General features: G+C 44.6%; 23 protein-coding genes, 1 pseudogene and 1 riboswitch. Of the genes and pseudogenes, 4 read left to right on the forward strand and 20 right to left on the reverse strand.

What is annotated here, in order from left to right; genetic code table 11:
• Positions 1-99: 99 nt before the first annotated feature.
• Complete coding sequence (locus MKZ09_RS24400; RefSeq protein WP_036682945.1) at positions 100-825, forward strand: Crp/Fnr family transcriptional regulator; 726 nt, start codon at positions 100-102, stop codon at positions 823-825.
• 179 nt (positions 826-1,004) lie between these two features.
• Here MKZ09_RS24400 and MKZ09_RS24405 read toward each other — a convergent pair whose 3' ends face one another.
• The 10 genes and pseudogenes from MKZ09_RS24405 to MKZ09_RS24450 all read right to left on the reverse strand — a co-directional run bounded on the left by MKZ09_RS24405 (position 1,005) and on the right by MKZ09_RS24450 (position 9,718).
• Positions 1,005-1,796 carry a formate/nitrite transporter family protein gene (locus MKZ09_RS24405; protein WP_076204946.1) on the reverse strand — a complete coding sequence of 264 codons (792 nt, stop codon included), beginning with the start codon at positions 1,794-1,796 and terminating at the stop codon, positions 1,005-1,007.
• Positions 1,797-1,848: 52 nt separating this feature from the next.
• Positions 1,849-2,169 (reverse strand): nitrite reductase small subunit NirD, encoded by a 321-nt coding sequence (gene nirD, locus MKZ09_RS24410; protein ID WP_076130684.1) that lies wholly within the window; start codon positions 2,167-2,169, stop codon positions 1,849-1,851.
• A 32-nt stretch (positions 2,170-2,201) separates the two neighbouring features.
• Positions 2,202-4,625, reverse strand: coding sequence for a nitrite reductase large subunit NirB (gene nirB, locus MKZ09_RS24415; RefSeq protein WP_076204949.1), 2,424 nt, complete (start codon positions 4,623-4,625; stop codon positions 2,202-2,204).
• Positions 4,626-4,856: 231 nt separating this feature from the next.
• Positions 4,857-5,567, reverse strand: coding sequence for a hypothetical protein (locus MKZ09_RS24420; protein WP_076204954.1), 711 nt, complete (start codon positions 5,565-5,567; stop codon positions 4,857-4,859).
• Between the two features lie 150 nt (positions 5,568-5,717).
• Positions 5,718-6,413: an iron-sulfur cluster repair di-iron protein gene (gene ric / locus MKZ09_RS24425; RefSeq protein WP_076205071.1), complete on the reverse strand. Its 696-nt coding sequence runs from the start codon at positions 6,411-6,413 to the stop codon at positions 5,718-5,720.
• A gap of 382 nt (positions 6,414-6,795) precedes the next feature.
• A pseudogene (locus tag MKZ09_RS24430) lies at positions 6,796-6,918 on the reverse strand (hypothetical protein); the annotation flags it as partial.
• Positions 6,919-7,059: 141 nt separating this feature from the next.
• The gene (locus tag MKZ09_RS24435; RefSeq protein WP_076204958.1) at positions 7,060-7,785 is read right to left on the reverse strand and encodes a hypothetical protein; all 726 of its coding nucleotides are present in this window, start codon (positions 7,783-7,785) and stop codon (positions 7,060-7,062) included.
• A 211-nt stretch (positions 7,786-7,996) separates the two neighbouring features.
• Positions 7,997-8,314 carry a winged helix-turn-helix transcriptional regulator gene (locus MKZ09_RS24440; RefSeq protein WP_036682958.1) on the reverse strand — a complete coding sequence of 106 codons (318 nt, stop codon included), beginning with the start codon at positions 8,312-8,314 and terminating at the stop codon, positions 7,997-7,999.
• 124 nt (positions 8,315-8,438) lie between these two features.
• Positions 8,439-8,762: a hypothetical protein gene (locus MKZ09_RS24445; protein ID WP_036682960.1), complete on the reverse strand. Its 324-nt coding sequence runs from the start codon at positions 8,760-8,762 to the stop codon at positions 8,439-8,441.
• Positions 8,763-8,785: 23 nt separating this feature from the next.
• The gene (locus tag MKZ09_RS24450; protein ID WP_370511174.1) at positions 8,786-9,718 is read right to left on the reverse strand and encodes a Gfo/Idh/MocA family protein; all 933 of its coding nucleotides are present in this window, start codon (positions 9,716-9,718) and stop codon (positions 8,786-8,788) included.
• 166 nt (positions 9,719-9,884) lie between these two features.
• On the opposite strand from MKZ09_RS24450, the gene MKZ09_RS24455 reads away from it, so the two are divergent.
• The gene (locus MKZ09_RS24455; RefSeq protein WP_076204966.1) at positions 9,885-10,505 is read left to right on the forward strand and encodes a TVP38/TMEM64 family protein; all 621 of its coding nucleotides are present in this window, start codon (positions 9,885-9,887) and stop codon (positions 10,503-10,505) included.
• 98 nt (positions 10,506-10,603) lie between these two features.
• Entirely contained in the window at positions 10,604-11,590 is a 987-nt protein-coding gene (msrA, locus tag MKZ09_RS24460) for a peptide-methionine (S)-S-oxide reductase MsrA (protein WP_076204968.1), read from the forward strand.
• 90 nt (positions 11,591-11,680) lie between these two features.
• Here msrA and MKZ09_RS24465 read toward each other — a convergent pair whose 3' ends face one another.
• Complete coding sequence (locus MKZ09_RS24465) at positions 11,681-12,796, reverse strand: DUF4349 domain-containing protein (protein ID WP_076134531.1); 1,116 nt, start codon at positions 12,794-12,796, stop codon at positions 11,681-11,683.
• A gap of 427 nt (positions 12,797-13,223) precedes the next feature.
• Between MKZ09_RS24465 and MKZ09_RS24470 the strand changes: the two genes are divergently transcribed.
• Positions 13,224-13,376 (forward strand): DUF1540 domain-containing protein, encoded by a 153-nt coding sequence (locus MKZ09_RS24470; protein WP_076098619.1) that lies wholly within the window; start codon positions 13,224-13,226, stop codon positions 13,374-13,376.
• A 144-nt stretch (positions 13,377-13,520) separates the two neighbouring features.
• Here MKZ09_RS24470 and metE read toward each other — a convergent pair whose 3' ends face one another.
• The 9 genes from metE to MKZ09_RS24515 form a co-directional block, all read right to left on the reverse strand.
• Complete coding sequence (gene metE / locus MKZ09_RS24475; protein ID WP_076134532.1) at positions 13,521-15,824, reverse strand: 5-methyltetrahydropteroyltriglutamate--homocysteine S-methyltransferase; 2,304 nt, start codon at positions 15,822-15,824, stop codon at positions 13,521-13,523.
• A 155-nt stretch (positions 15,825-15,979) separates the two neighbouring features.
• A riboswitch (cobalamin riboswitch) is annotated at positions 15,980-16,185 on the reverse strand.
• 99 nt (positions 16,186-16,284) lie between these two features.
• Positions 16,285-17,145, reverse strand: coding sequence for an undecaprenyl-diphosphate phosphatase (locus MKZ09_RS24480; RefSeq protein ID WP_076134533.1), 861 nt, complete (start codon positions 17,143-17,145; stop codon positions 16,285-16,287).
• Positions 17,146-17,195: 50 nt separating this feature from the next.
• Entirely contained in the window at positions 17,196-17,819 is a 624-nt protein-coding gene (locus MKZ09_RS24485) for a DedA family protein (RefSeq protein ID WP_076134534.1), read from the reverse strand.
• Positions 17,820-17,836: 17 nt separating this feature from the next.
• Positions 17,837-19,786, reverse strand: coding sequence for an FtsX-like permease family protein (locus MKZ09_RS24490; RefSeq protein ID WP_076134535.1), 1,950 nt, complete (start codon positions 19,784-19,786; stop codon positions 17,837-17,839).
• On the reverse strand, positions 19,761-20,531 hold the full coding sequence (locus MKZ09_RS24495; RefSeq protein ID WP_036682980.1) for an ABC transporter ATP-binding protein: 771 nt from the start codon (positions 20,529-20,531) through the stop codon (positions 19,761-19,763). Before MKZ09_RS24495 ends, MKZ09_RS24490 begins: the two co-directional genes overlap by 26 nt.
• A gap of 85 nt (positions 20,532-20,616) precedes the next feature.
• Positions 20,617-21,624, reverse strand: a complete 1,008-nt coding sequence (locus MKZ09_RS24500; RefSeq protein WP_076204971.1) for a sensor histidine kinase — start codon at positions 21,622-21,624, stop codon at positions 20,617-20,619.
• Positions 21,621-22,322, reverse strand: a complete 702-nt coding sequence (locus MKZ09_RS24505; RefSeq protein ID WP_076204974.1) for a response regulator transcription factor — start codon at positions 22,320-22,322, stop codon at positions 21,621-21,623. Before MKZ09_RS24505 ends, MKZ09_RS24500 begins: the two co-directional genes overlap by 4 nt.
• A gap of 161 nt (positions 22,323-22,483) precedes the next feature.
• Entirely contained in the window at positions 22,484-22,936 is a 453-nt protein-coding gene (locus MKZ09_RS24510; protein ID WP_197740353.1) for an NlpC/P60 family protein, read from the reverse strand.
• A gap of 408 nt (positions 22,937-23,344) precedes the next feature.
• On the reverse strand, positions 23,345-23,602 hold the full coding sequence (locus tag MKZ09_RS24515; RefSeq protein WP_076134540.1) for a hypothetical protein: 258 nt from the start codon (positions 23,600-23,602) through the stop codon (positions 23,345-23,347).
• Positions 23,603-23,896: the final 294 nt, after the last annotated feature.

Below are 23,896 nucleotides of genomic sequence, written 5' to 3' on the forward strand. Positions count from 1 at the left end.
CACTTTTAAACGATTTTTTATAACCAATTCGAGGGATTTTCAAGGTATAATTAATTTAAAATTTACTGAAAAACTGAGGGAATAAAGGGGATGTCGATTATGCTAAAAGAACATTACAATGTTATCGAAGCCCACGGAAATACAAACTGTTTCTCCGAACAGAATTTCAACAGACTTCTAGTTACAATGAAAGAGCGCATAGTTCCAGAGGGTTCACATCTATTCTGGGAAGGCGACTACTCGGATAAATTGTTTTATATCAAACGTGGACGTGTGAAATTAACTAAATCTACTGATGAAGGTAAAGAACTCATTCTTTATATGTATCAAGCTGGTGATATGGTAGGTCAAGCAGATCCATTCTTCAGCACTAAGCATAGCTTTACAGCCGAAGTGATTGAAGAAAGTGAAGTTGGCGTCATCGAACAAAAGGATCTAGAAATTCTCATTTGCCAACATTGTGACTTTGCTATCGACTTTATGAAATGGATGGGTATTCATCACCGTCTCACCCAAACTAAATTCCGTGATCTAATGATGTACGGCAAACCAGGTGCACTCTGCTCCACGCTCATTCGTCTTGGCAACACCTACGGTGAGAAGAGCAGCGATGGTGAGAATATCCTTATCAACAAAAAAATTACGCATACAGATTTGTCCAACATGATCGGTGCCACACGTGAAAGTGTTAACCGGATGCTGAGCGACCTGCGTAAAAAAGATGCTGTTGAGTATGAGAACGGTATGATTGTCATCAAGGACCTTGGCATGCTGCAAGAAATTTGCCACTGCGAATTGTGTCCAAACGAAATCTGCCGGATCTAATTCCGTTATAATATACCCTCTATTCACCTCAATGAAACATACATGACCCAATTATTCTGCATAATATTAAATAGAGTGGTCCAAGGCGCCTAATGCAGGTGTCTTTTTTTTATATTCAACAAAAAAAGAGCTAAACCCAAGATCGGTTCAGCTCTAATATAGTTAATTAAAAATGGATCTTAACGGTTGTTGCGAGCACCACGCACTGGTGAGATCACCCAATAGGCCATGCCGACGAATACGCCTCCACCAATGATATTCCCCAAAGTTACAGGGATCATATTATGCAGCCATCCAGCTATCGTAATGGTTTCTGGATGATTTGGAAGCAACACAGCAACACTAAGCAGAGTCATATTAGCCACACTATGCTCATATCCGCTTGCGATAAAGGCAAACAGACACCACCAGATTAAGATTAGCTTAGCAGATTCACTTTTAGCGCGTGAGGACATCCATAGCGCTAAACAGACCAGCCAGTTACATAGGATTCCACGAGAAAACAGCTCAGAGAACGGGAGACTCATTTTTTTAGCAGCGGCTGTAAAAATCAAATGCTCCGGCGGCGCAGCACTGAACAACCCAGTCCCACGAATTAAAAGTGCTAAAATCACTGCACCTACCACATTCCCGATGAATACAAGAATCCAGTTCTTAACGGTATCCCAGATACTGGTTCTGCCTGCCAGTGTACTTACAGTAAAAAACATATTATTTCCGGTAAACAGCTCGGAGCCTGCAAATACTACAAGCGTCAGGGCGATGCCGAAGGATGTGCCCATAATAAGCGGTTGGAAAGGAGATTTGGCAGCTGCCAGTGGTGCTCCTAGGGAGAAAATTAGGATAATCCCAATGCCTACATAAGCACCTGCCAATAGGGCTGCTAAAAAATATCTTGGCAAGCTTTCATTCATTTTGTCCCGCTTACTGACTGCCGTCTCTACGATGCTCTCCACACTTTGCGTAAACATAATACTCCACCCCACCGTTTTCTATTAAATCTATTACTACACTCTTCGGTGTCTACACGCTCACTGTAACTTTCTCTCCATCCAGTGTGACTGGATAAGTCACCACACTACCTTGGTCTGGTGCCTGCACCTCACCCGTGCGCAGATCGATTTTCCAATCGTACAGTGGATCGTACAGATAGTGACCTGACACGATCCCTTCAGCAAGCGGTCCCCCCTTAGGATGAGGACTGCGATTCTCTACTGCATAGATGGCTCCGTCAGAGGCACGGAACACAGCCAGTTCAACATTTCCAGCAATCACTACGCGGCCAATTTGCAGCAGGAAATCCTGTACTGATCCTATTGCATACGTTTGTGTGGTCTTATTCATCGGTCTCTCCCCTTCTGTGTGCGTTATATCCGCTAGACTCTTGTTTCTTCAAAAAGCGCAGTACGAGTGCTGCTGTCATTGAGCATTTTTTTCCAAGGATCCGTCACCTGAGTCAGAGCAAAGTCAATCCGTGCGGCCAGCTCTTTGCGGTTATCTTCATTATTCAAAATGACCATTTGAATCTGCTCAAGTCCCATACGCTCAACCCACTCGGAGGTTCTCTCCAAATAATTGCCGGTCTCACGGTAATATTGCATCACAGCGGAGCACACTTCGATCAACTCTTCATCGGTCTTAATTTTGCAGAAGGAGTCAGCGATCCGTGGCTTGATCCCACCGTTACCACCAATAAATACTTCCCAACCGCCATCATTACCGACGATGCCAATATCCTTCGTACAGGATTCCGCACAGTTACGTGGACAGCCGTTGACAGCTATTTTAAACTTGGCAGGAAAATCAAGACGTTCATACTTACGTTCTATGAGCGCGCCCATTCCCAGCGAATCCTGTGTGCCGAAACGGCAGAACTGTGAACCCACACAAGTCTTAACGGTACGTAGCGATTTGGCATAACCATAACCTGATGGCATATCGAGCTCTTCCCATACTTTCGGCAGATCCTCTTTTTTCACCCCGATTAGATCCAGGCGTTGCCCACCAGTCACCTTCACAACTTTTACATCATATTTAAGGGAGACATCAGCGATTTTCTTCAAATCCTCCGGTGTCGTTACCCCGCCGTACATGCGTGGAATAACGGTATAGGTTCCGTCTTTTTGAATATTGGCTCCCATACGTTCATTAACAAAGCGTGATTCCTTCTCGTCTTGATGTGTATCCGGATTTATCATCCCCAGATAATAGTTAATCGCCGGACGGCATTTAGAGCAGCCTTCCTCTTGTTTCCAACCCAGAACATGCATAACCTCTTTAGTAGTACTAAGACCTTTAGCTGTAATCTCAGCAACAATCTCATCCCGGCTAAGCGTTGTGCAGCTACAAATCCCTTGCTTGGCAGACTGTTCAAAACTATCACCCAGGACAAATTGTAAAATTTGTTCTACAACCGGTTTACAACCTCCGCAAGAGCGTGTCGCTCCTGTACATGCTTTTATTTCGTCCACAGTAGTAAAACCATTTTCTATGACCGCATCCACAATCGCTTTTTTCGTAACCCCGTTACAGCCACATACGATTTCTTCGTCCGCCATCGCTTCTACGGATGTGCTCTTTTTGGCTCCGCTTCCGCAGCAGCCCGTACCCATAACCTCTGTATAAATTTCATCGGTCATTACAGCGCCTTGTTTAACTAACTTTTGCAGGCTAGCCGACTCTGTCACATCCCCGAACAGGACTGCACCAACAATGACATTGTCTTTGAGCAGAATTTTCTTATAGGTTCGCTTCCATTCATCTTTGCTTGAGATTACAGTATGTTCAGGGGAATCCATAAACTCACCTGCAGAAAATACATCCACACCGGAAATTTTTAATTTGGTGGAGACAACAGAACCTTCATATGGGTTTGTATCACTTCCGCAGAGATGTTTAGCTAGAACCATCCCCTGCTCAAAGAGCGGCGCTACTAATCCGTAACAAACTCCGCGATGTTCGGCACATTCGCCAATGGAATATACATTTTGCATAGAGGTCTGCAAATAATCGTCCACTACAATCCCACGATTAACAGCAATTCCGCTTTCTTTTGCCACAGTTATATTCGGTTTGATGCCAACAGCCATAACTACAAAATCAGCCGCAAGTGAAGTGCCATCACTAAATTGTAATCCACTTATTCTCTGTTCCCCGGTCAATTCTACTGTTTGTTTGCCCATGGCAAATTTCACGCCTTGACGCTCTAGCTCAGCTTGCAACATAGAGGAGGCATTACGATCCAACTGGCGCTCCATTAGATCTTCCATCAGATGCACTACAGTAACGTCCATGCCAAGGTTCACAAGACCCTTTGCCGCTTCCAATCCAAGTAAGCCCCCACCAATTACCGCCGCTTTGTTGTATTGTTTAGCTGCAGCCAGCATCGCATCACAATCTGCAATATCCCGGAAACCCACTACGCCTTCCTTATCACAACCAGGTACAGGTAAAATAAATGAATTCGAACCCGTTGCAATAATCACTTTATCGTAAGAAACAGCCATACCGTTATCCGCAATTACTTGCTTGGAATGCTCGTCAATTCGTGTAACTGTTGTTCCAGTATGCAAGGTAATGTTGTTATCTTCATACCAATTCCAGTCGTTTAGGATGATATCATTGATGGTTTTGCTGCCTTCGAGAACATAGGACAACATGATCCGATTATAATTGGGATGAGGTTCGCTTCCAAAGACCGTAATGTCATAAGCTCCACCTAGCTTCAATATCTGCTCTAGCGTACCTATGCCTGCCATACCGTTGCCGACTAATACTAATTTTTCTCTCTTCGCTGCCATGGTTAGGTGCCTCCTCAGTCTTATCCGTTCTTGTTGAACTTTGCTTCAACTTCTCTTCTACATAATGGAATTATACATTTCAAAATTTAAGAGAGATTGTGATTACAATCACATTAAATGTGAATGTTTTCACATAAAAATAAGACAACTTTATTAGGTTATAACTTCCAATTAAAAAAAGCCAGATCACGGGTTCTGAGCAACCGTAGATCTGGCATTTATGTACTTTTTTTAACGTATAGCCAATAAAATCTCCAATTCATCCTGCACTCTAAGCTTCATGTCCATTCCATTCTCAAGCAGCTGCTTCCCATTCACCTTCATCTTCCAAACTTCATTGCTAAGAGGAGTATAATCACCAATGGATAACACCTTTTTGTTGTCTTCGGTCAACTGCACCACACTGCTGTTCTTCAACAAACCTCTCACTGTTAAATCTTCAGTAAATCCCATAACATATGAATGATTCAAATTCACTTGCTCACTTCCACCATTCACGGTCAACATCACAATTTGAAGGGGTTCCTGATGTTCCTTAGACATCGCCGTAATTACTAATTTTGATTCATGCCCGACGGTTCGACCCCAATCCTCAGGTCCAATGGTCTCCCCATCCATTTGCAGCTCCCAATTCATTCCTGGACCGAGTGAAATATTATTTACTGCTAGAATGCTTGTGTTATCCTCAGAAAAGGTGGCCTTCCCACTACCTTTCAGTAGGTCAAAGATCGTTATCCCTTTTCTGTAGCTCTCGCTAAGCTGCTTGTCCAAAGGGTTGGTAAGCAAGTCATTTCCCGCAACGATAAGCGAAAGCGCAGGTCCGTCTGATCCTGCTAAGCCATTATTCCCTTCATTATTAACGTCAGCAAGAGTGGAACATCCCCCTATTATGAATACGATGACTAATCCTAGTAACAACCTCCACATATATTTCGTGGGCATAGTGACACCGCCTTGTCCCGCCTAATGACCACACAGCGTCTCAGGCTTGTAGTAAGTTATGCATACTGTCTATTTAAGAATAACGTAAATAAGCTTTGTTCTCAAATATAAAAAAAGTCCCCTAAGGGACTCTTTGAAAACTCATTTTTTCTACTGGAATCTAGGGAACAATATATTATTCTCCAGATGAACATGTTCAAAAGTCATGCTCTCCAGCTCCTCTAGCCGGGCATAAGTCAAACGATAGGTTGTACAAGCATGAGCCGGTGGGGTGAAATCATCTGTTATTTTGCGTATTTGTCTCAATATATCGCCTGCTGTGTCATGTTCACTCTCAAGGTCAACTAATGCCTCACGAAGTATGGTCAGCCCTTCTTCACTTGGATTGGCATCATACGCTAATAATTTTGGAAACTCGTCTTCCTCTTCTTTAGCTGTATGCTGAAGCAGATCTTCCTTGAGTGCATTAAATAAGCTATATAACTCTTCTAAATGGGGGGAATCTCCGCCATGCACCCGGTATACCTTAGTTACATTTTGGCTAATCAGAGGCAGCTCTTCCCGCAGGTAATGGTGATGTTTACTCACTATATGGTCGATTAACTCTGCAGAAGGTGCTGTGTTCCATGCGAGTTCTTCTTGTGGTACCGGATATTCCTCGAATAGCTTGTTGAGATCACTAATGATCATCTCTTGATCTAGTCCACGTTCTACCGCTGCTTCAGCAAGAGGTTTGGCGCCTCCACAGCAGAAATCAATCCGTTTGGACTTGAAATAATCCGCAGCTTTTGGGAATTGCAGCACAATATCTTTTACCAGGGCATCTGGAGTAAATCCAGGTTGCACCGATTGCTTATGCTGTAAATCCGAAATTCTATCATTAGGTTGTTTAGTTTCCATAATAGTTCCTCCTCGGGATATGTGATCAGGTTCTGAAAAAATCTTTTCTACCTGTTCACCTTAACCCTGAAAGGAGTTTTGACTTGTGATTGTACTCACGAAAATTGTATCTCTTTGTTGAACGAAAAAGGTCAATCATGGTGGTATTTGACCATAATCAACCTGTTTTACATAACGCTTTAGCGTGCTTTAGGTTAAAACTATCAAGCATTATTGATGTACAAACGAAATGACGAAATTTTATACAGGTATTATATGTGTTATTGGCTGAATAATAGATTACTTTGGCACTGGGTAGCCCCGGCAAAAGAAGAAATTTGAGCGATACTTAGAAAGTTTCTTCTGTTACAGCCTTAAAAGGAGCGTGTCCATTTTCTGCATTTCTTAATAAAGTCGGCTTTCTAAACCTTAAACTGCACCGCAACTTATAAATAGCCGTGTCTTCATTCATTTAAACTCCCATTATTTTACTTTAAATCCTTTCTTTTAATTTTTCATTTCTAATTACTGCCCTGAAAATAGCAGATAACAAAAACAGGTCAATCCTGGAGATAAATCTCCACAATCGACCTGACACTAGAATCTGTATCATCTATTGAACATAAGCCTGCATATACGTTCGCTTACCCTTTGCGTCCTTCAAATAAGGTCCTAAGCCAGCAAAGCGGGAGTGATCCATATAAACACCAGTCATCCATCTTCCCTCTGTCAGGCCACCATTCCATTTGAGAACAAGGTCAGGGGCGGCAATCCATTCCTGATAGATCTGTATATTCTGATCTTTGTACTCTTTACAAGGCTTAGACTGCTCCAGAAGACGTAGATCATTAAGGTAGGTTGGCACGAAATAAGAGGATATCGTATGCAAATCATCTTCATCAAAAAAAGGCTCATCCCCTAAAAAGGGTTTGAATAATACGGTATTCTCGTACATGGACCAAATTAGGGCTTGTAGCACCATGCTTTGGCGAATGCCATTATGGAACTTATATTGTCGTTGATTACTGGCCACATTCACTTCTTGAAGAGGTTCCGTCGACTCCAGACAATGCCGTTCACAGCCGATACATTTCCAACCAGAAGGACTTTGAATCCATTTTTGAAAAATAGTCCCGCTATCATTGTTGCCTTTGTAGAGTGAAGAGATAATGCTGTAAGGCACGCCAATCCACGCATCCCATAAGGAATCTGGAAGATGGCTATGCAGCATGAACAACGTCTTGTCATAGATGAGCTGTACTTTGATCGAAGCGTTCTCCAGCTCAGCAACATCCTTTTTTCCATACGTTATTTCCCGGGAAAACAGGGTGGTCTTCATCTCCCTCGCCTCCTAATAGTTTTGCTATGCCTGTACTCCAGCTGAGTAGATTTGAGCAAAAACCAATATTGCAAGCGTTTCCATTCGAGGAACATACAACGTTTTTTCTATTATATTACAGATTTTTTCGATCTGTGCAAGGTTTTTATTTAAAAATTGAAAAGCCCTCCTCCGTTCTTCAGGAAAAAGGGCCACAACACGACTTTGATTTCTACTCTACCCAGCTCTCAGCCCAAGACTGAATCTGCTGCATAACAGGCTCCAGCGCACGGCCTTTGTCTGTTAGTTCATATTCAATACGTACAGGTGTTTCCGGGTATACATGTCTAACCAGAATACCCTCACCTTCCAAATCCTTCATCCGCTCGGACAGCATCTTATCGCTCATTGAAGGAATGAGGCCGGAAATATCTTTAAACCGCTTCGGTCCACTCATCAATGTCTGAATAATAAGTCCATTCCAACGTTTGCCTAAGAAAGAGAAGGCTGTCTCAAATCTGGGACACATCGAAATTTGATGTTCTTCCATTGTTCTCACCTCTCACTAGCGAAACTTACTATTAGTTAGTATATATAATATTAACACATTTCATCCCTGATGAACATCGTTTACTAAAAAAAGTTCATCTGACATTATCATTATATCCTCGTTGTCAATCCCCTGTATGTGCTTTAGATTCCCTTTGAGCAATCGCTTCTGTCACGATTTGCGCCAAGTCATCATTTCCGAATAAGGAGAGTACGCCGAGAACTGTGTCATCGGAGATATCCCCTGCTTCCTCCGCAGAAACCGTTAGGGCAAGCGCTTTTCGCAAGGCTTCATTCCCTTCTTGCTGTGGATAAGCCTGCAAATACAAACTGTGCGGGTCGAGTCCTTGATTCACGCACCACTGGGCGAATACAAGGATCATCATCTCTTCCTCACGCTTATAGCTTTCGATGATTTGTTCCTCCACTAATTTACGGTTGTCTTCCATAATTTACTCCTTTCTTAGAGACCTCATTCAGCAAGCTGAGCTGCCAATCTATGACTAGGCAGAACTGCTGAAGCAGCAATACTGCATAACTCTGGTGTATTTATATTGTTCAGGAAATGATCTACCACTCCACCAAAACCTCTTCTATCCAGCACCGTATCCCAGCTTCCAAAGCTCTGGGTCCGTGGCAAAGCATTTTTTTCATATAGCATGGCTTGGTCCAGATCTGCCACTTCCACCGAACGGCCATTACCGTGCAGCTCCAGCTTCTCCAAATCAACACCCGCCTCACGAACCATACTATACATACCCACTGAACCTTGCTCCCAACCCAGCATTCCAGATGCCTGCACAAGTCGCCCCTCTCCATTGGATTGAAGATTACTGCGAAGCAGCTCATACTGATCTCCACATAACCATAACAGCAGATCAAGCATATGAATCAAGTCGTCATGCACAGTCTCACGGCTGCTGCCTAACTGCAGCTTTGTGCGATGTTTAATCGCGTGGCAATGGCTAATTCCGCCGGCTTCCTCGAGCCAACTCTTGGCAGTGACATACATTGGGGCAAAACGCCGATTAAAGCCCACGCCTAGCAGCAGCCCTTTATTTTCTGCCAGCTCTGCCATCCTTCTGGATTCTTCCAGATCATAGGACAGCGGCTTATCTACATACACCGAAATCCCCTGTTCGAGACATTTTGTTACTATATCATAATGGGTCGTCGTTGGGCTATGCACAAATACTGCATCCAGGTCCCAAGACAACAGCTCGTCCAAATTTGTCGTTCCTTTAGGAAAACGGTAGGCATTAACAGCTTGCTCTACTGTTGTGGATGAGTGACTGAGAACCCCCACTACCTCAACTTGTCCATGCTGAGAGAGCAGTGGCAAATATACTTTGCGGGCGATATTGCCAATCCCGATGATGGCGACTCTTTTGCGTGCAGAAACGATCACTGATCTAACTCCCCTCTTTATAATTCAAGAATTTATCTCTCTCTTTGTTCTCTATAAATGCTATTATACCTGCTTGGCGTTCGCCGACAATGATCTTCACTTCAATATTTACTTTTTATCCCGTATGATGAGATGAATGAGTGGAAGAAAGGGTATATTAGCTATGAGAAAATGGTTCTCGATTATTCTTTATGTTTCGGGCACAATCCTTGCGTTTATCTACAGATATGACATCCTTAGCTGGATGAAAGAGGATCATAATTTTTTCGGCTCTATAGGGATCGCAACTTTACTGGCTCTCTTTCCAGTTGTACCGTACAAAGCGGTCATCGGATTTTTTGGTTATGCATACGGAAGTTTGGCCGGTGCTTTAATTTGCTGGGTAGCTACAACCCTTGCTGCCGCATTCCTTTTCGGCGTAGTGAAGTTCATATTTCAAGATCAAGCGAGAGCTTATCTGACTTCTATTCCCCTACTCGAAAAATTCACAAAAGGCATAGAACGGCGGCCCTTTGCTTCTATTGTCTTAGCACGTCTCTTGCCGATTATCCCGCAGACAGCAGTTAACATCTATGCCGGAGCAGCCGGACTGCCCTTCTGGAGTTATCTTGCTGCCTCAGCTATTGGAAAAATCCCAGGCATCGCCTTGTATGCCTTCCTCGGGGATCAACTGTTCCAGAACCCTGGAAATGCGATTATAGCCATTATTGTTTATGCCATTGTGCTTATTATAGCCGGGCTAAGCTTTCGTTACAGTTCACAGGAAGTAAAAAACACTAGGTAACAGAGAGCTTATTTGGCGGAAGCTGGCAGGCTGTGGTTATTTGCTTTATAATTAGATTGTGATCTATTTAATTGCATTACATGAATGGAGGGATATTAATGAGTGAACATCAGACTAACCATATAAATTCCAAGGCGGAAAAAGCAACCTTTGCAGGTGGATGCTTCTGGTGCATGGTCTCGCCGTTCGAGGAATTGCCAGGCATTATTAGTGTCGTCTCGGGCTATACAGGCGGGCATACAGTAAATCCTACCTATGAAGAGGTATGCTCCGAAACCACAGGACATGTTGAAGCCGTACAAATTACGTTCAACCCAGAAATCTTCCCTTATAGCAAGCTGCTTGAGTTATTCTGGCAGCAAATTGACCCAACCGATGCGGGTGGACAATTCCATGATCGCGGCACCTCTTACGGAACGGCTATCTTCACCCATTCTGAAGAGCAGAAGCAACAAGCAGAGGCTTCCAAGGCAGCTTTGCAAGAAAGCGGCCGATTCTCTAGCCCGATTGTAACCCCGATCCTCCCGGCAGCAACCTTCTATCCTGCCGAAGAATATCATCAGGGCTACCATCGTAAGAACCCGGGCCACTACAAACGTTACCGTAAGGGTTCCGGCCGAGAGAATTTTATCGAAACCCACTGGACACATAAAGAAGACAAACGAAGCTTGAAAGAACGTCTGACGCCACTTCAATTTGAAGTCACTCAGAATAGCGCTACAGAGTCACCTTTCCGAAATGATTTTTGGGATCACCACGGAGAAGGCATTTATGTAGATATCGTATCTGGTGAAGCATTATTCAGTTCGCAGGATAAATACGATTCCGGTTGTGGCTGGCCCAGCTTTACACGTCCGATCCGCGATTACGCCGTGAAGGAAAAGACGGACCTCAGCCATTTGATGGTTCGCACAGAAGTGCGCAGCAAAGTAGCAGATTCCCATCTAGGTCATGTCTTCGACGATGGCCCAGGGGAAAACGGCCTGCGCTACTGCATTAATTCAGCGGCACTGCGGTTTATACCAAAAGAGGATCTGGAGAAAGAGGGCTATGGCGAGTATCGTGTACTCTTCCAGCCTGTCTAATCTTCGATAAGCGAAATACTGTACTGTCTTATAGAAAAGCCTCCAATTCACGGTATACCCTGAATTGGAGGCTTTTTAATTCATAGGAGCTTATTCTTTATTCTCGTCCTCGTTAGCTTTCTTATCCTTTATTGAGGTTGTCACCTTTGGCTCTGCTGGTGCAGGGAATATCTCTTTGTTCAGTTCCCGATTTTCTTGCCGTATCCGCTGGGTCTGCTGCTCCCGTCGTGCACGGATATTTTTGCGGGCAAACCAAACGATGACTAAAATAATACCCGCACCGATTAGAATCGGCAATGCGCCTGCAAGAATTACAAAAATCCACTGAAACATAACAGATAGTGCGTTCAGGCTTCCTTTTAAAGCATCCGATGCCCGTTCTAGCAATGGACCTTGCTCTGCCTTTTCCTTCACGGCTAAGCTCTCATCCGTCTGGTACACTCTAAGCTCTACCGTTGAAAAGGATACGTTCTGATCTATATATCGCATTCTGCCTTTGATCTGCTCAATCGTTTCTTGAATCGAACCAAGCTCGTTTGCAAAGGCGACCAGATCACTTGATTTCGTTGCTTTTTTCATAAACTCAGTATATTGAGCTTCCATTAACTGCTTTGCCTTCAGGCGCGACTCCAGATCAACATACTCCTCCGAAACATCCTGACCTTGAATACTGCGCTGCAGCGATTCGTGTTTTACTTTTTCCAAATTATTCAGAAAAGGAGAGAACCCGGAGGCAGGCACCTTAAGGATAAACGTCCCCCCTTGCTCATATTGCGACATGTTCTCGTTAAACTCAATAATATATCCTTTAGCCATCGTTACCATGTTGCGGATTTCAGTCTGAGCTTTACCGTAGTCTTCTACTTCCATAGTCAAATTGGCATGATAGATTAGCTTCTTGTTCAACCCTTCCACGACATCACTGCCCGTGAATCCCGCGTTTCCTTGATCCGTGTTCTCTGATGTTAAACCTTTTTCAACTGGGGTTTCGTTGCCTCCCGCTGCTGTCTCAGCTTCTGCTGAGGTGCTTTTATCCGCTAATGTAGCTTTCGAAGATTGCTCAGTGGTTGCTGCAGCAGAATTACTCGTATTTCCGCCGTCACTAGCTAATTTGTCAGCCGCCGAATTGTTATCACCCGAACCACAACCTGCCAATACCACCGCAAGAATTAATAAACATAAGTAATGCAGACCCCATTTGCGCATTCTCATTCCTCCAAAAGTGTAGTGGTTATCCCTAGCATTGTAACGTTACGGAATGTCATGTTCTGTACAGATCTCTTCCGTCTCTCATTTCTTTGACGTCCCAAAACTTGGAAGGTTGCACAGGAATATGGAATTCCGGTAAATTTCTTTTGGTTTTCTTGTTGAATACACAAAAAGCCGCATTTCTGCGGCTCTTATTGGACATATTTTTGATGTGGGAGAGAGACCCGAAAGTTAAAGAACTCATTTGCTTACAAACTCATTATTTGGTACAATTACCACGTCTAACCTAGTAAAAAAAGCCAAATACCCTCTATTCATAAAGAATGAGGGCGTGACACGGCTTTGTTGAGACAAGCTCCACCTTGCTGAACAGAGCCGTTCATTGAATGATCCTATCAATTACTATAAGGGGAGGTGAACCCTCATGGCAAAAGACGTAGTTTGTGAAGTTAACTCGTGCACCCACTGGGCAGAAGAGAACAAATGCAGCGCTGAATCGATCTTCGTAGCTTTCCACAGCTCCCAAGAACCAAAACGCGCAGAAGAAACAGATTGCAAAACTTTCGAAAGTAAATAAGTAAATGCCTGAAGGGACCCTCCACGGTTCCTTCTTTTCTTTTTCATTCTAACAAGATTGAGAATTATTATCAAGTAGCTGATATAAAAAAATAAGTGAACTAAAAAGCCAGGGTAATTTACCCTGGCTCTAATTTATTTATGTCTATTTAGAAGCAATAACCCCTGACTTTTCCCTCGCAATAGCCGCAGCTCTTACCATGTTACGAAGTGCATCCTCTGTCTCCTGCCAGCCACGTGTTTTCAGACCGCAATCCGGATTAATCCAGAACTGTTCAGGATCCAGCACCCGCAGCGCACGATCGATATTCGCTGTCATTTCTTCTACAGCCGGAACCCGCGGGCTATGGATGTCATACACTCCAAGACCGATTCCTTTATCATAGTCCTGCTCCTCAAAGCTGATAATCAGCTCCCCATGGCTACGTGAAGTCTCGATGGAGATTACATCAGCATCCATAGCCGATATGGAATCGATCATGTCATTGAATTCGCTATAGCACATATGCGTATGAATTTGTGTCGTTGCCTTCACATGGTTCGTAGCAACGCGGAACGACTTCACTGCCCAGTTCAGGTAATGCTCACGGTCTTCTGCCTTAAGCGGAAGTCCTTCACGTATAGCCGGCTCATCCACTTGAATCATTTCGATACCTGCATCTTCCAGCGCTTTTACTTCATGGCGAAGGGCAAGAGCAATTTGATTGGCCACCTCTTCCCGGCTGAGATCATCACGTACAAATGACCAATTGAGGATCGTTACAGGGCCCGTCAACATTCCTTTAACCGGAAGCTTCGTCAACGATTGTGCATAGACACTTTCTTTTACAGTCATAGGCTGTATAAATGCAACATCCGCGTAGATCACCGGTGGCTTAACGCAACGGGAACCGTAGGATTGAACCCAGCCATTACTAGTAAACAAGTATCCATCCAGCTTTTCTCCGAAAAACTCCACCATATCTGTACGCTCGAACTCACCGTGGACCAGAACATCCAGACCTAGCTTTTCTTGGAAGGTAATTGCATCCGCGATCTGCTCACGAACAAATCCATCATAACGCTCCTGATTCCAGACCCCTTTACGCCATTTCAATCTCGCCTGACGCACTTCTACTGTCTGCGGGAAGCTACCAATTGTAGTGGTTGGCAGAAGTGGAAGCTGCCATTTCTCTTGCTGCACCTTTAAGCGCTCAGCAAAAGGCAGACTGCGTTGGTCCGGTAGAGCTGCAAGTGCAAGCACTTGCTCCGCCACATCCTTACGGCCACGCTCAGGTAGTGCGCGGAATGCTGCAATAGCTTCACGACTAGCGGCCAGCGCTGCTTTAGAAGCTTCTCCTTTATCTGCGAGGGCTGCTCCGAGCAGACTAAGCTCTGCAAGCTTCTCATCGGCAAAAGCTAACGCATTCTTAACTGTCGCCTTCAGCTTCACCTCACCTTGAACGGTGACTGGGACATGCAGCAGACTGCAAGAAGGCTGAAGAATAAGACGATCAAGCGGCACATGAACGCTGAGCTTTTCTACCAGTTGCAGCTTAGCGTCTAAATCGGAACGCCAAATGTTCCGTCCATCAATAATTCCGGCACCCAGCCATTTGTCCTTCGGCCAGCCAAGACGTTCGATAGAAGCCAGATTCGCTCCACCATCGTGCACAAAATCAAGACCCAAGCCTTGAACAGGCAACTCTAGCAGTGCCTCCAGCGGTTCAGCAGCTTCAAAATACGTCTGTAAAATAATATTCAAGCCCGGCACGGAGCCGGCAATTTCTGTGTATATCGAGTTAAGCAGTGTTAATTCTTCTTTACTTATGCCTGTAACAATCGCTGGCTCATCGATTTGTACCCAGCTTACCCCTTCTTGCTTCAGTTCCTGTAGCAGTTGAACATAGACTGGAACAAAACGTGCAGCAATCTTGGCGATATCTGCCGCTGCGTAACCTTTGGACAGCTTAAGGAAGGTATACAGACCTAAAAGTACCGGTTTACCTTCAATCCCTGCCTGCGATTTAGCAAAACGATAAGCCGCTAGAGGTTTATTTTCAGTCAGGCGTGGTGTTTGTGTGCCGATCTCTGGAACGATATAGTGATAGTTCGTATTGAACCATTTGGTCATCTCACAGGCAGTAGCCTCAGCATTACCACGGGCCATTGCAAAATAAAGATCAAGCCCGATGTCGCCGCCATCATACGTGTACCGTGGAGGTACAATTCCAAACATAACAGCCGTATCCAACACATGATCATAAAATGTAAAATCATTTACCGGAATAAGCTCAATTCCTGCCTCTTGCTGGGTCTTCAAATGCTGCAGCTGAATTGCTGCCATTTCGGAGCGGAATTGCTCCTCATTTATTTTCCCCTGCCAGTAGGCTTCCAGTGTCTTTTTCCATTCGCGGTTCTTTCCGATTCTCGGATATCCAAGATTGCTTACTTTTACTTTATTCGTCATCTCGATACACTCCCTCTTCAATCTCTTATTTCAAACTCCAAAGCTACTTGCTTTCCTATAAAAAAGAGCGCCCTTCCCTAAAAAAGTCAAAGGGAAAGACGCCCATGATATACCCATGGTTAACGTCTAACACCTCCCTATCTTCCGTAGGTGAAGCAGTGCTGTTGAAACAGGCAGGTCTCCTGGCTAGCGGCGTCAACATCTTGAGCAGTCTTCCCAGCAGTAGTAAATTGCCAGTGACCTCTGTTGCTCGAGATTCTTCCGTTACAGTGGCGGGACCGCATCGGCTTCGAACCGAATTTCCCTATTAAGCCTACCGAATTACTATTTTCCGGTCAGCACCTGTCTCCGATATCTTTCATCATTTGAGTGTCTTAATCTGATGTCATCATACGTGAAAGCCCCGGCAATCTGCAATAGATTACTGGGGCTTCTGTTATATCGATTCCTTATAACGGACTTAGAAAAATACGAAATATACTACAGCAGCAAGAATTATACGGTATATAGCAAACGGTAAGAGCTTGATACGATTGATCAGTTTTAAGAAGAAACGCATCGATAACAGCGCAAATAGGAAGGCACTAATAAAGCCAGCAATAAAAAACGGCAACGCGTCCATGGTGAAATATTGCCAGTTTTTCATCAGTGACAACAGACTGGCACCTGCCATGATGGGTACTGCCATAATAAACGTAAAATCAGCAGCGGCCCGATGGCTCATCCCGAGGAGTACGCCACCAGAAATCGTCGAGCCCGAGCGTGAAAATCCAGGCCATAACGAAAAACACTGTACAAGACCTACACCAAGTGCCTGTTTGTATGTAATCTGATCTACACTCTCAGTTCTGATCTTCTTTGGCCCAAACAGATCCGCAATAATCATTAATATAGCCCCGATCACTAGACCAATTAACACCGTTGAGGTAGAGAATAAATGCTCATCAATATAATCATTAAACAGAACACCTAACACACCTGCAGGCACTAACCCTACCAAAACCTGAGTCAGCTTGAGGTGCCCGCCCTGCTCCATCTGCGGTAGCTCCTCTGTTACAGGATCCAATTGCTTACGGCTGAAACGCTTTAAGCCTAACAAATCAATGAACCGATTTCTAAAAATCACAACAACCGCTAATATTGAACCCAGTTGAATAACTACTTTGAAGGTATTTGCCGTATATTGTCCAAATAACGCCTGTGATTTCAGCCACATATCATCAACAATAATCATATGACCCGTGGAGGATACTGGAGCAAATTCGGTTAAACCTTCAACAAGCCCCAAAATAATGGCTTTAATAATCGTTAATAGCTCCATGTGTTTCCCTCCTTTTTAATAATCATTTCTATTATCAGTCCTCCACCCGCTTAGCCCTCAGTGTTCATTCTCCGGCTGCGTTTGCGGAAGTACAGAAACCCAATAATAACTAATCCGCCAGCAATTAGTACATAGACTACATTGGAGTACACATCCATGTACATGGCAATGTCTTCCCAGGATTCGCCCAAAGCCGCGCCAATAAGCACAAGCAGCAAATTCCATCCCAATGTGCCAATCGTTGTGAAGATCATAAACACTCCAAATTTCATGCCCGACATTCCCGCCGGAATCGAAATCAGACTGCGGACCAGCGGAACCATCCGACAAAACAATACAGTCCAATAGCCATATTTATCAAACCAGGCGTCAGCCTTGTGGATATCTTTTTTACTGATCCGAATTAGGCCACCCCAGCGTTCAACCAGTTTCTCTAACCGGCTCACATCCAATAATCGTCCAATATAATAGAGGATTACTGCACCCAGTAGTGAACCAGCCGTGGCAGCAATAATTACACCAGGGATCGTTAAGCTCGTCGTAGTCGTCATAAATCCTCCAAAGGGCAGGATCACTTCTGAAGGAATTGGTGGAAATATATTTTCAAAGGCCAGCATCAGAAAAATACCGAAGTAACCAAACTGCTCCATAAAATCTGTAATCCATGCTTGCATCTTGTTACCCCCATTTCTCATATCAAGTTCTTCTTCAGGTTGCGTAAATAGCGGCTGCGAATAAAAAAGAAGTATAGTCCTTGAACAGCTAAATATCCGAGTAACACCGCGCCTGTCTCCGTTGCGATAGATAAGTAGAACAACCGTTGAAGGGCAATAAAAGCAAACACACTGTGTAAAATAGCTATTCCGACCGGCACAAAAAACAACAAAGCGAGTTGAATCGTAACTATTCGATTGAGTTCTTTATCCGTAAGCCCCATCTTGGACAAAGTGGAATATTGATTGCGATCATGATCAAGATCGGTATATAACCGGAAGTAAAGAAAGCTGCCCGCCGCGATAAAAAAGACAGTACCCACCAGCAAGGAAGCAAAAAGCATTGTGTTATACAATGTTTTCTGAAGTTCAAACAGCGTGCCGCTGATCACAATCGCATACGGAGAATCACTTTCATAGGACTGTTTACCTTTATGGGCAAGATCAGCTGCGATACCTACCGTCTGTGGAAAATCCTCTACATAAAAACCTGTATAAAGATCCGACTGCACGGGATCAATAGCGCTGTAAAGCTCATCACTGATCACGACACCACTAAAATCCCCGCCATCTCTACCATCCAGCTCCGGCAATAAATATTCGGCGATGGGGACTTGCTCGGTATAACCTATTTCTTTAATGGCAAGTCCTTGCTGCAAGGAATAGACTGCTTTTACTCTGCCTTCTGTTAAACTGCGATCCCGCTGCGATCCAATCATCACCAGACCATCGTTGCCCACCAGAACACGCTCATCTGTTGTGAAACCTGCACGTTGCAGGGCGAGATTATAATCACTGAAAGCAATCAAGGGAAGGCGTAAAGTGCGATCGGGTCCAGTCTGAGCTTCAACCTCAGCATATTTAATCGGAATACTAAGCGCTTCATAAGGGAGTCCGTGCGTCTTGAGCTCTTCCTTAATTTCGTTCAGATGCTGATCAAAAGGTACACCCGCCGGGTTTCCTTTGGCTACATAACCCACTGCTGCGGGATAATCCAATTTCAGCTCTCTGGAAAGTGTATGTATCGATGCAAATACCCCTACGGAAGTGAAGGAGACTGCAGATACAATCGTCACCATAAAAAACATTCGGCCATTCTCTTTCCAGCGGTAGGACAACCCGGATAAAGTGATGATATTCGTACGATGCCAATACAAGCGCCGAATGTCCTTAAGCAGCTTAACCAAACAAATACTTAGCTGGGTATAAAAGAGATACGTCCCGATAACCGTAATTGCAACGACCGGAAACATAACTTTCTCTACGGAAGCAGCTTTTGCAGTAGCCGCCATATAATAACCACTGATCAGCAGTACAGCAGAAATAATAGATAATACAAAGGATACTTTGGGTTCTTCTTCTGCCTTACGCTCTCCCTGAAACATACGCATCAGTGACTCATTGCCAATAAAAACAAAGGTGCAAAGTGATATCAGAAAAAACAATAACACGAAGCTGCAGATCGTAAGCACAAGTGCCTGCCATGGGAGATGAAAGGTTAACAGGGGGATTCCCAAAAAAGTGGACCCGATCATCAAAAATAATTTACCCAGAAGTAAACCGAGAAGGGTACCTGTCAGGATGGCAGAGGTGCCGATCATCATATTTTCCAGAAAAACCATGGTGTTCAGCTGTCTCTTCGTCATTCCATGCATCAATAAAATTCCGAACTCCATCTTCCGCGACTGCAGGAAGGATCCAACGGATACGAGCACGAACAAAGAACAAAAGACATAAATGATTGCCTCTGCCACCATCATCGTATGAGCCGCCGTACTATAAATTAAGCTCTTTGAAATATCCGGATGGTAAATAAACAAAGCGCACACGAAAAAGATCATCACCGAAAAAGCACTGACGACAAAATAAGCGGCATATTTGCGTTTATTACGTGTTACATTCCTATAAGCGAATTGCCGAAAGGTCATGGCTGGTTCCCCCAAGCAGAGACAGCATATCAATAATACTTTGGAAGAAAGCGCCTCTATTACTGCCCTTGTACATTTCACTATAGAAACGTCCGTCTTTAATAAAGATGACCCGGTTGCAAAAGCTTGCAGCCACTGCGTCATGCGTGACCATCAGCACCGTAGCTCCTTCTTCCTTATTCACCTCTGTCAACATATTCATGACTTCCCCTGAGGCTTTGGAATCCAGATTGCCTGTGGGCTCATCCGCCAAAATTAACGCTGGACGATGAATCATCGCCCGGGCGATAGCCGCCCGCTGCATTTGTCCGCCTGAGACCTCATACGTGCGTTTCTTCAGCAAATGTTCGATGCCAAGCAAGGTAGTGACCTCTTTCAGCCTGCTCTCCATCTCTGGGACACGAGCACCTGCAAGCGTTAAAGGTAATACGATGTTCTCCTCTACAGTGAGCGTATCCAGTAGATTAAAATGCTGAAAGACGAAGCCTAGCTCATGACGGCGAAAAAGCGCCTTTTCTTTTCTGCTAAGCAGATTAGGATCTCGGCCGTTGATCAGAATCTGACCGGAGGTCGGTTGGTCGATGGTGGCAATCGTGTTGAGCAGCGTTGTTTTCCCGCTCCCTGATGGGCCCATTATGCCAACAAACTCCCCCTTTTCTACAGAAAAGCGGATATGATTCAGCGCCTGAGTGGACACTTTACCCTCATATATTTTTGATAAATTATGAACATCTAGAATGGGCAAGTGTTACCTCTCCTTCTTTCGACTGGATTGCCTTCATTATACAAAGTGTACACATAGGCTGCTATTTCTGAAACTTACAATGCCCTTACACATTTGTAAGGTTTGTTATATGCTGCTCCCTAAATACAATCCGCACGGTGGTCCCGCTTCCTACTTCGGAACGGATACTCACCTCATGTCCAAGCTTGCCGCAGATCTGCCTCACGAGATATAAACCCATCCCCGTAGATTCCTGGAAGGTTCGTCCATTCACCCCGGTAAAATAAGCATCGAACACGCGCGGAAGATCTCCTGCTGGTATGCCTACTCCTTCATCCCGGATCTCAAGCACAGTCTGCTTATCTTCCGTGACCATCCCTTGAAAAAAAACATGTTTGCCCTCTTCTGTCGTATAACGTACAGCGTTCGTAATCAGCTGCGTAAGGACAAAAGTGAGCCATTTTTCATCCGTGGTTACAGTAATCTGCTCATCTATTTGTATAGCTGGAAATACTCTTTTCCGAATAAAAAGACGCTTCTGCTCAGAGGTCACACCACGTACGATGGTCTCCAAATTCAGCCGTTCCACATAGAAATCATGTTCAAAAGTATCCAGACGGGCCGTATAAAGCACGGTATCCAGTCCTTTTTTCAAACGATCCAGTTCATCACCAATTGCCGTAAAAGGAGGACCATCCTTATCCTGAATGATCAGATGAATGACAGACAACGGCGTCTTCATGCCATGTACCCATTGATTAATAAAGTGAATATGTTCTTCTAATTTGTGGCGGTAGCTGTGCAAATCATTTTTGTAGAGGCGGAATTGCGACCCCAGTAAACCTCGCAAGCTTACGGCTAGCGGAGAATCCTGTGTAGGGCCACCTGCCTCATCGAGAGAGGAGGGCGTAGTCTCCAAACGTTCATAGAACGTGCGATTGGTGACGTAACGGTAAGCGAGGTAGCCAATCAGTAGACAAGTGCTGAGCAGCGCGGCATATAAACTTACATTCAGACCGCTGCCTCCGTCCAGCCGGTACACTAATGTGATCAGGACTAGCTGGGCTAGATAGACCACGATCAGGGGGAACTGTTCCCGTAATAACAACTTCATTCCACATCCCCCCAATTCGGAATCAAACGGTAGCCTTGACCGCGTACGGTCTGTAGTCCGTCTGTGATAGCGAGAGCAGCAAGTTTTTTGCGTACACGTGTAACATATACATTTAAGGTATTTTCATCCACGAAGGCTTGATCATCCCAAATTTTTTCGAGCAGCCTGTCCCGGGTAACGATGACTCCCGATTTTTGCATCAATTCATCTAGTATCTTGGCTTCCGTGTGGCTTAAGTCCACTTTAGCTTCGCCTCGGGTAAGGATTAGCCGCTCTACATCCAGCGTCATTCCGGCAACGTTCAGTGTGCGTTCATTATTCCCACCAGCATAGGTGCCGTAGGCGCGCCGCAGCTGACTTTTAATTTTGGCCATCGCGATTTCGTAATCAAAAGGCTTAGTGATATAATCGTCGGCTCCATTTTCCAGCGCCATTACTTGGTCCATTTTGCCATCGCGGGCAGATATAAAAAGAATAGGGCAGGTTGAAATTCCGCGAATTTGGCGGCACCAGTAATAGCCATCGTATTTTGGCAAATTAACATCTAGGAGTACCAGATGTGGCACGAACGCCTCAAACTGAGTGCGGACCCGCTCAAAATCACTCACCGCCTGCGTTTCATATCCAAACTTATGTAAATAATCCTGCAGCAAAGCCACAAGTCCACGGTCATCTTCTATAATAAATATTTTGAACATATCATGCCTCCGGTCCAGCCTCACAATATAAGGGGGTCTGCCAAATAATATATACACCGTGCATAGGGTTAGTCAAATCAGAAGGAAGAAAAAATAACCCTTGAAGCACCTGTTTACGGCACCTTTTGGGTTCTTGGATAATTTAGGTTTAAGAATATCAACTAGTCCCATTGTTTCTTCTGAATCCCGGCAAGAACTCTCTCTACAGGTGCCCAGCCGATAAGTTCTGGTTGGCTCCAGCCCGGAGCAGCTTGCAGATGGCAAATTTCCATGTAGTGATCTATCCTTACTTTATCCCAGGCATGAATGGCCTCGCCATTCCCCAGGGCCAAAGCTACATGCCCCCAATCCTTAAGCTCACCGTCCACCAACCCTGAACAAGCATAAAAAACAAACGCGCCAGCTGGCGGAACTCCGGTATTCTTGTGCGCATCGTACAGCTCTGCGGATTCGCGTGCATCGCTGCCTCCCCACATTTCGATTCCATTGCTTCTTTCATATGCATCTTCAACAAAAGCAAGACAACGCAGCGGATACTCCTGCGACCCCAGCCGCTCCTTAGCCCAACTAATAGCACTCTCAATTTCCTTGCCAAATTCCACGTCCATTACCAATATACATTCCTCCAAAGTACGATATAGTGTTGAACACATCATACCTGAACCAGCTACTCATGAGCTGGTATTATATAGTTATCAATTAAACTATCCTAATTGTATATGAGTGATCTCCTGCTCCGGACAACCATTACTTACAAAAAACATAGAAAACCGTAAATGAGCATAGCTCATTACGGCTCTAACAAACTATAAATTGGTTTAAAGATACAGGAGTGGTGGTAGTGTAGTGGTGGTAGTGTAGTGGTGGTGGTAGTGTAGTGGTAGTAGTGTAGTGGTGGTGGTAGCAGTAACAGTATTAGTGGTAGCGATAGCAGTAGTGGAGGACAATGTAAAGTTGATATTGCAGACGCCGAACGGTGATATCCCATCGAACATAAGTAACTTATTACTTGTTGGAGTAGCTCATCTGCGGGATTTATACCGCTCATTTAGCCACAACTGCTCCACCGGCTCCATTCTGCGGGATTTATACCGTACATCTGACCGTATACGCTCGATCGGCTCCATTCTACGGGATTTATACCGTTCATTTTGCAGCATCGCGTAAATCAAAGGCACTTTTGCCCTTCTTTCGCGCCACACTAGCCAATCCGTGCAAATCAAAGGCACTTTTGCCCTTCTTTCACGCCACACTAGCCAATCCGTGCAAATAAAAGGCATTATTGCCCTTCTTTCGCGCCAAACTAGCTCATTCGTGCAAATCAAAGGCACTTTTGCCCTTCTTTCGCAACACTAGCTCATTCGTGCAAATAAAAGGCAATTCTGCCCTTCTTTCGCGCGATACTAGCTCATTCGTGCAAATCAAGGGCACTTTTGCCCTTGTCTCACGCGATACTAAACCTTTACAGCAAAACAAGGGCATTTCTGCCCTTGTTTCACCACAACCTATAGCACTACCGCTGAAACGACGCGTCCTCTTGTAATGTTGTATACCTCGTATGTTCCTTATTTTGT

Source organism: Paenibacillus sp. FSL R5-0908 (assembly GCF_038006245.1).
GTDB lineage: Bacteria > Bacillota > Bacilli > Paenibacillales > Paenibacillaceae > Paenibacillus_AQ > Paenibacillus_AQ odorifer.

Bases quoted from the DNA above. Each gene is read 5' to 3' on its own strand.
- MKZ09_RS24400 (WP_036682945.1), top strand. From the start codon at position 100: ATGCTAAAAGAACATTACAATGTTATCGAAGCCCACGGAAATACAAAC.
- MKZ09_RS24405 (WP_076204946.1), bottom strand. From the start codon at position 1,796: ATGTTTACGCAAAGTGTGGAGAGCATCGTAGAGACGGCAGTCAGTAAG.
- nirD (WP_076130684.1), bottom strand. From the start codon at position 2,169: ATGAATAAGACCACACAAACGTATGCAATAGGATCAGTACAGGATTTC.
- nirB (WP_076204949.1), bottom strand. From the start codon at position 4,625: ATGGCAGCGAAGAGAGAAAAATTAGTATTAGTCGGCAACGGTATGGCA.
- MKZ09_RS24420 (WP_076204954.1), bottom strand. From the start codon at position 5,567: ATGCCCACGAAATATATGTGGAGGTTGTTACTAGGATTAGTCATCGTA.
- MKZ09_RS24435 (WP_076204958.1), bottom strand. From the start codon at position 7,785: ATGAAGACCACCCTGTTTTCCCGGGAAATAACGTATGGAAAAAAGGAT.
- MKZ09_RS24440 (WP_036682958.1), bottom strand. From the start codon at position 8,314: ATGGAAGAACATCAAATTTCGATGTGTCCCAGATTTGAGACAGCCTTC.
- MKZ09_RS24445 (WP_036682960.1), bottom strand. From the start codon at position 8,762: ATGGAAGACAACCGTAAATTAGTGGAGGAACAAATCATCGAAAGCTAT.
- MKZ09_RS24455 (WP_076204966.1), top strand. From the start codon at position 9,885: ATGAGAAAATGGTTCTCGATTATTCTTTATGTTTCGGGCACAATCCTT.
- msrA (WP_076204968.1), top strand. From the start codon at position 10,604: ATGAGTGAACATCAGACTAACCATATAAATTCCAAGGCGGAAAAAGCA.
- MKZ09_RS24465 (WP_076134531.1), bottom strand. From the start codon at position 12,796: ATGCGCAAATGGGGTCTGCATTACTTATGTTTATTAATTCTTGCGGTG.
- MKZ09_RS24470 (WP_076098619.1), top strand. From the start codon at position 13,224: ATGGCAAAAGACGTAGTTTGTGAAGTTAACTCGTGCACCCACTGGGCA.
- metE (WP_076134532.1), bottom strand. From the start codon at position 15,824: ATGACGAATAAAGTAAAAGTAAGCAATCTTGGATATCCGAGAATCGGA.
- MKZ09_RS24480 (WP_076134533.1), bottom strand. From the start codon at position 17,145: ATGGAGCTATTAACGATTATTAAAGCCATTATTTTGGGGCTTGTTGAA.
- MKZ09_RS24485 (WP_076134534.1), bottom strand. From the start codon at position 17,819: ATGCAAGCATGGATTACAGATTTTATGGAGCAGTTTGGTTACTTCGGT.
- MKZ09_RS24490 (WP_076134535.1), bottom strand. From the start codon at position 19,786: ATGACCTTTCGGCAATTCGCTTATAGGAATGTAACACGTAATAAACGC.
- MKZ09_RS24500 (WP_076204971.1), bottom strand. From the start codon at position 21,624: ATGAAGTTGTTATTACGGGAACAGTTCCCCCTGATCGTGGTCTATCTA.
- MKZ09_RS24505 (WP_076204974.1), bottom strand. From the start codon at position 22,322: ATGTTCAAAATATTTATTATAGAAGATGACCGTGGACTTGTGGCTTTG.
- MKZ09_RS24515 (WP_076134540.1), bottom strand. From the start codon at position 23,602: ATGCCTTTTATTTGCACGGATTGGCTAGTGTGGCGTGAAAGAAGGGCA.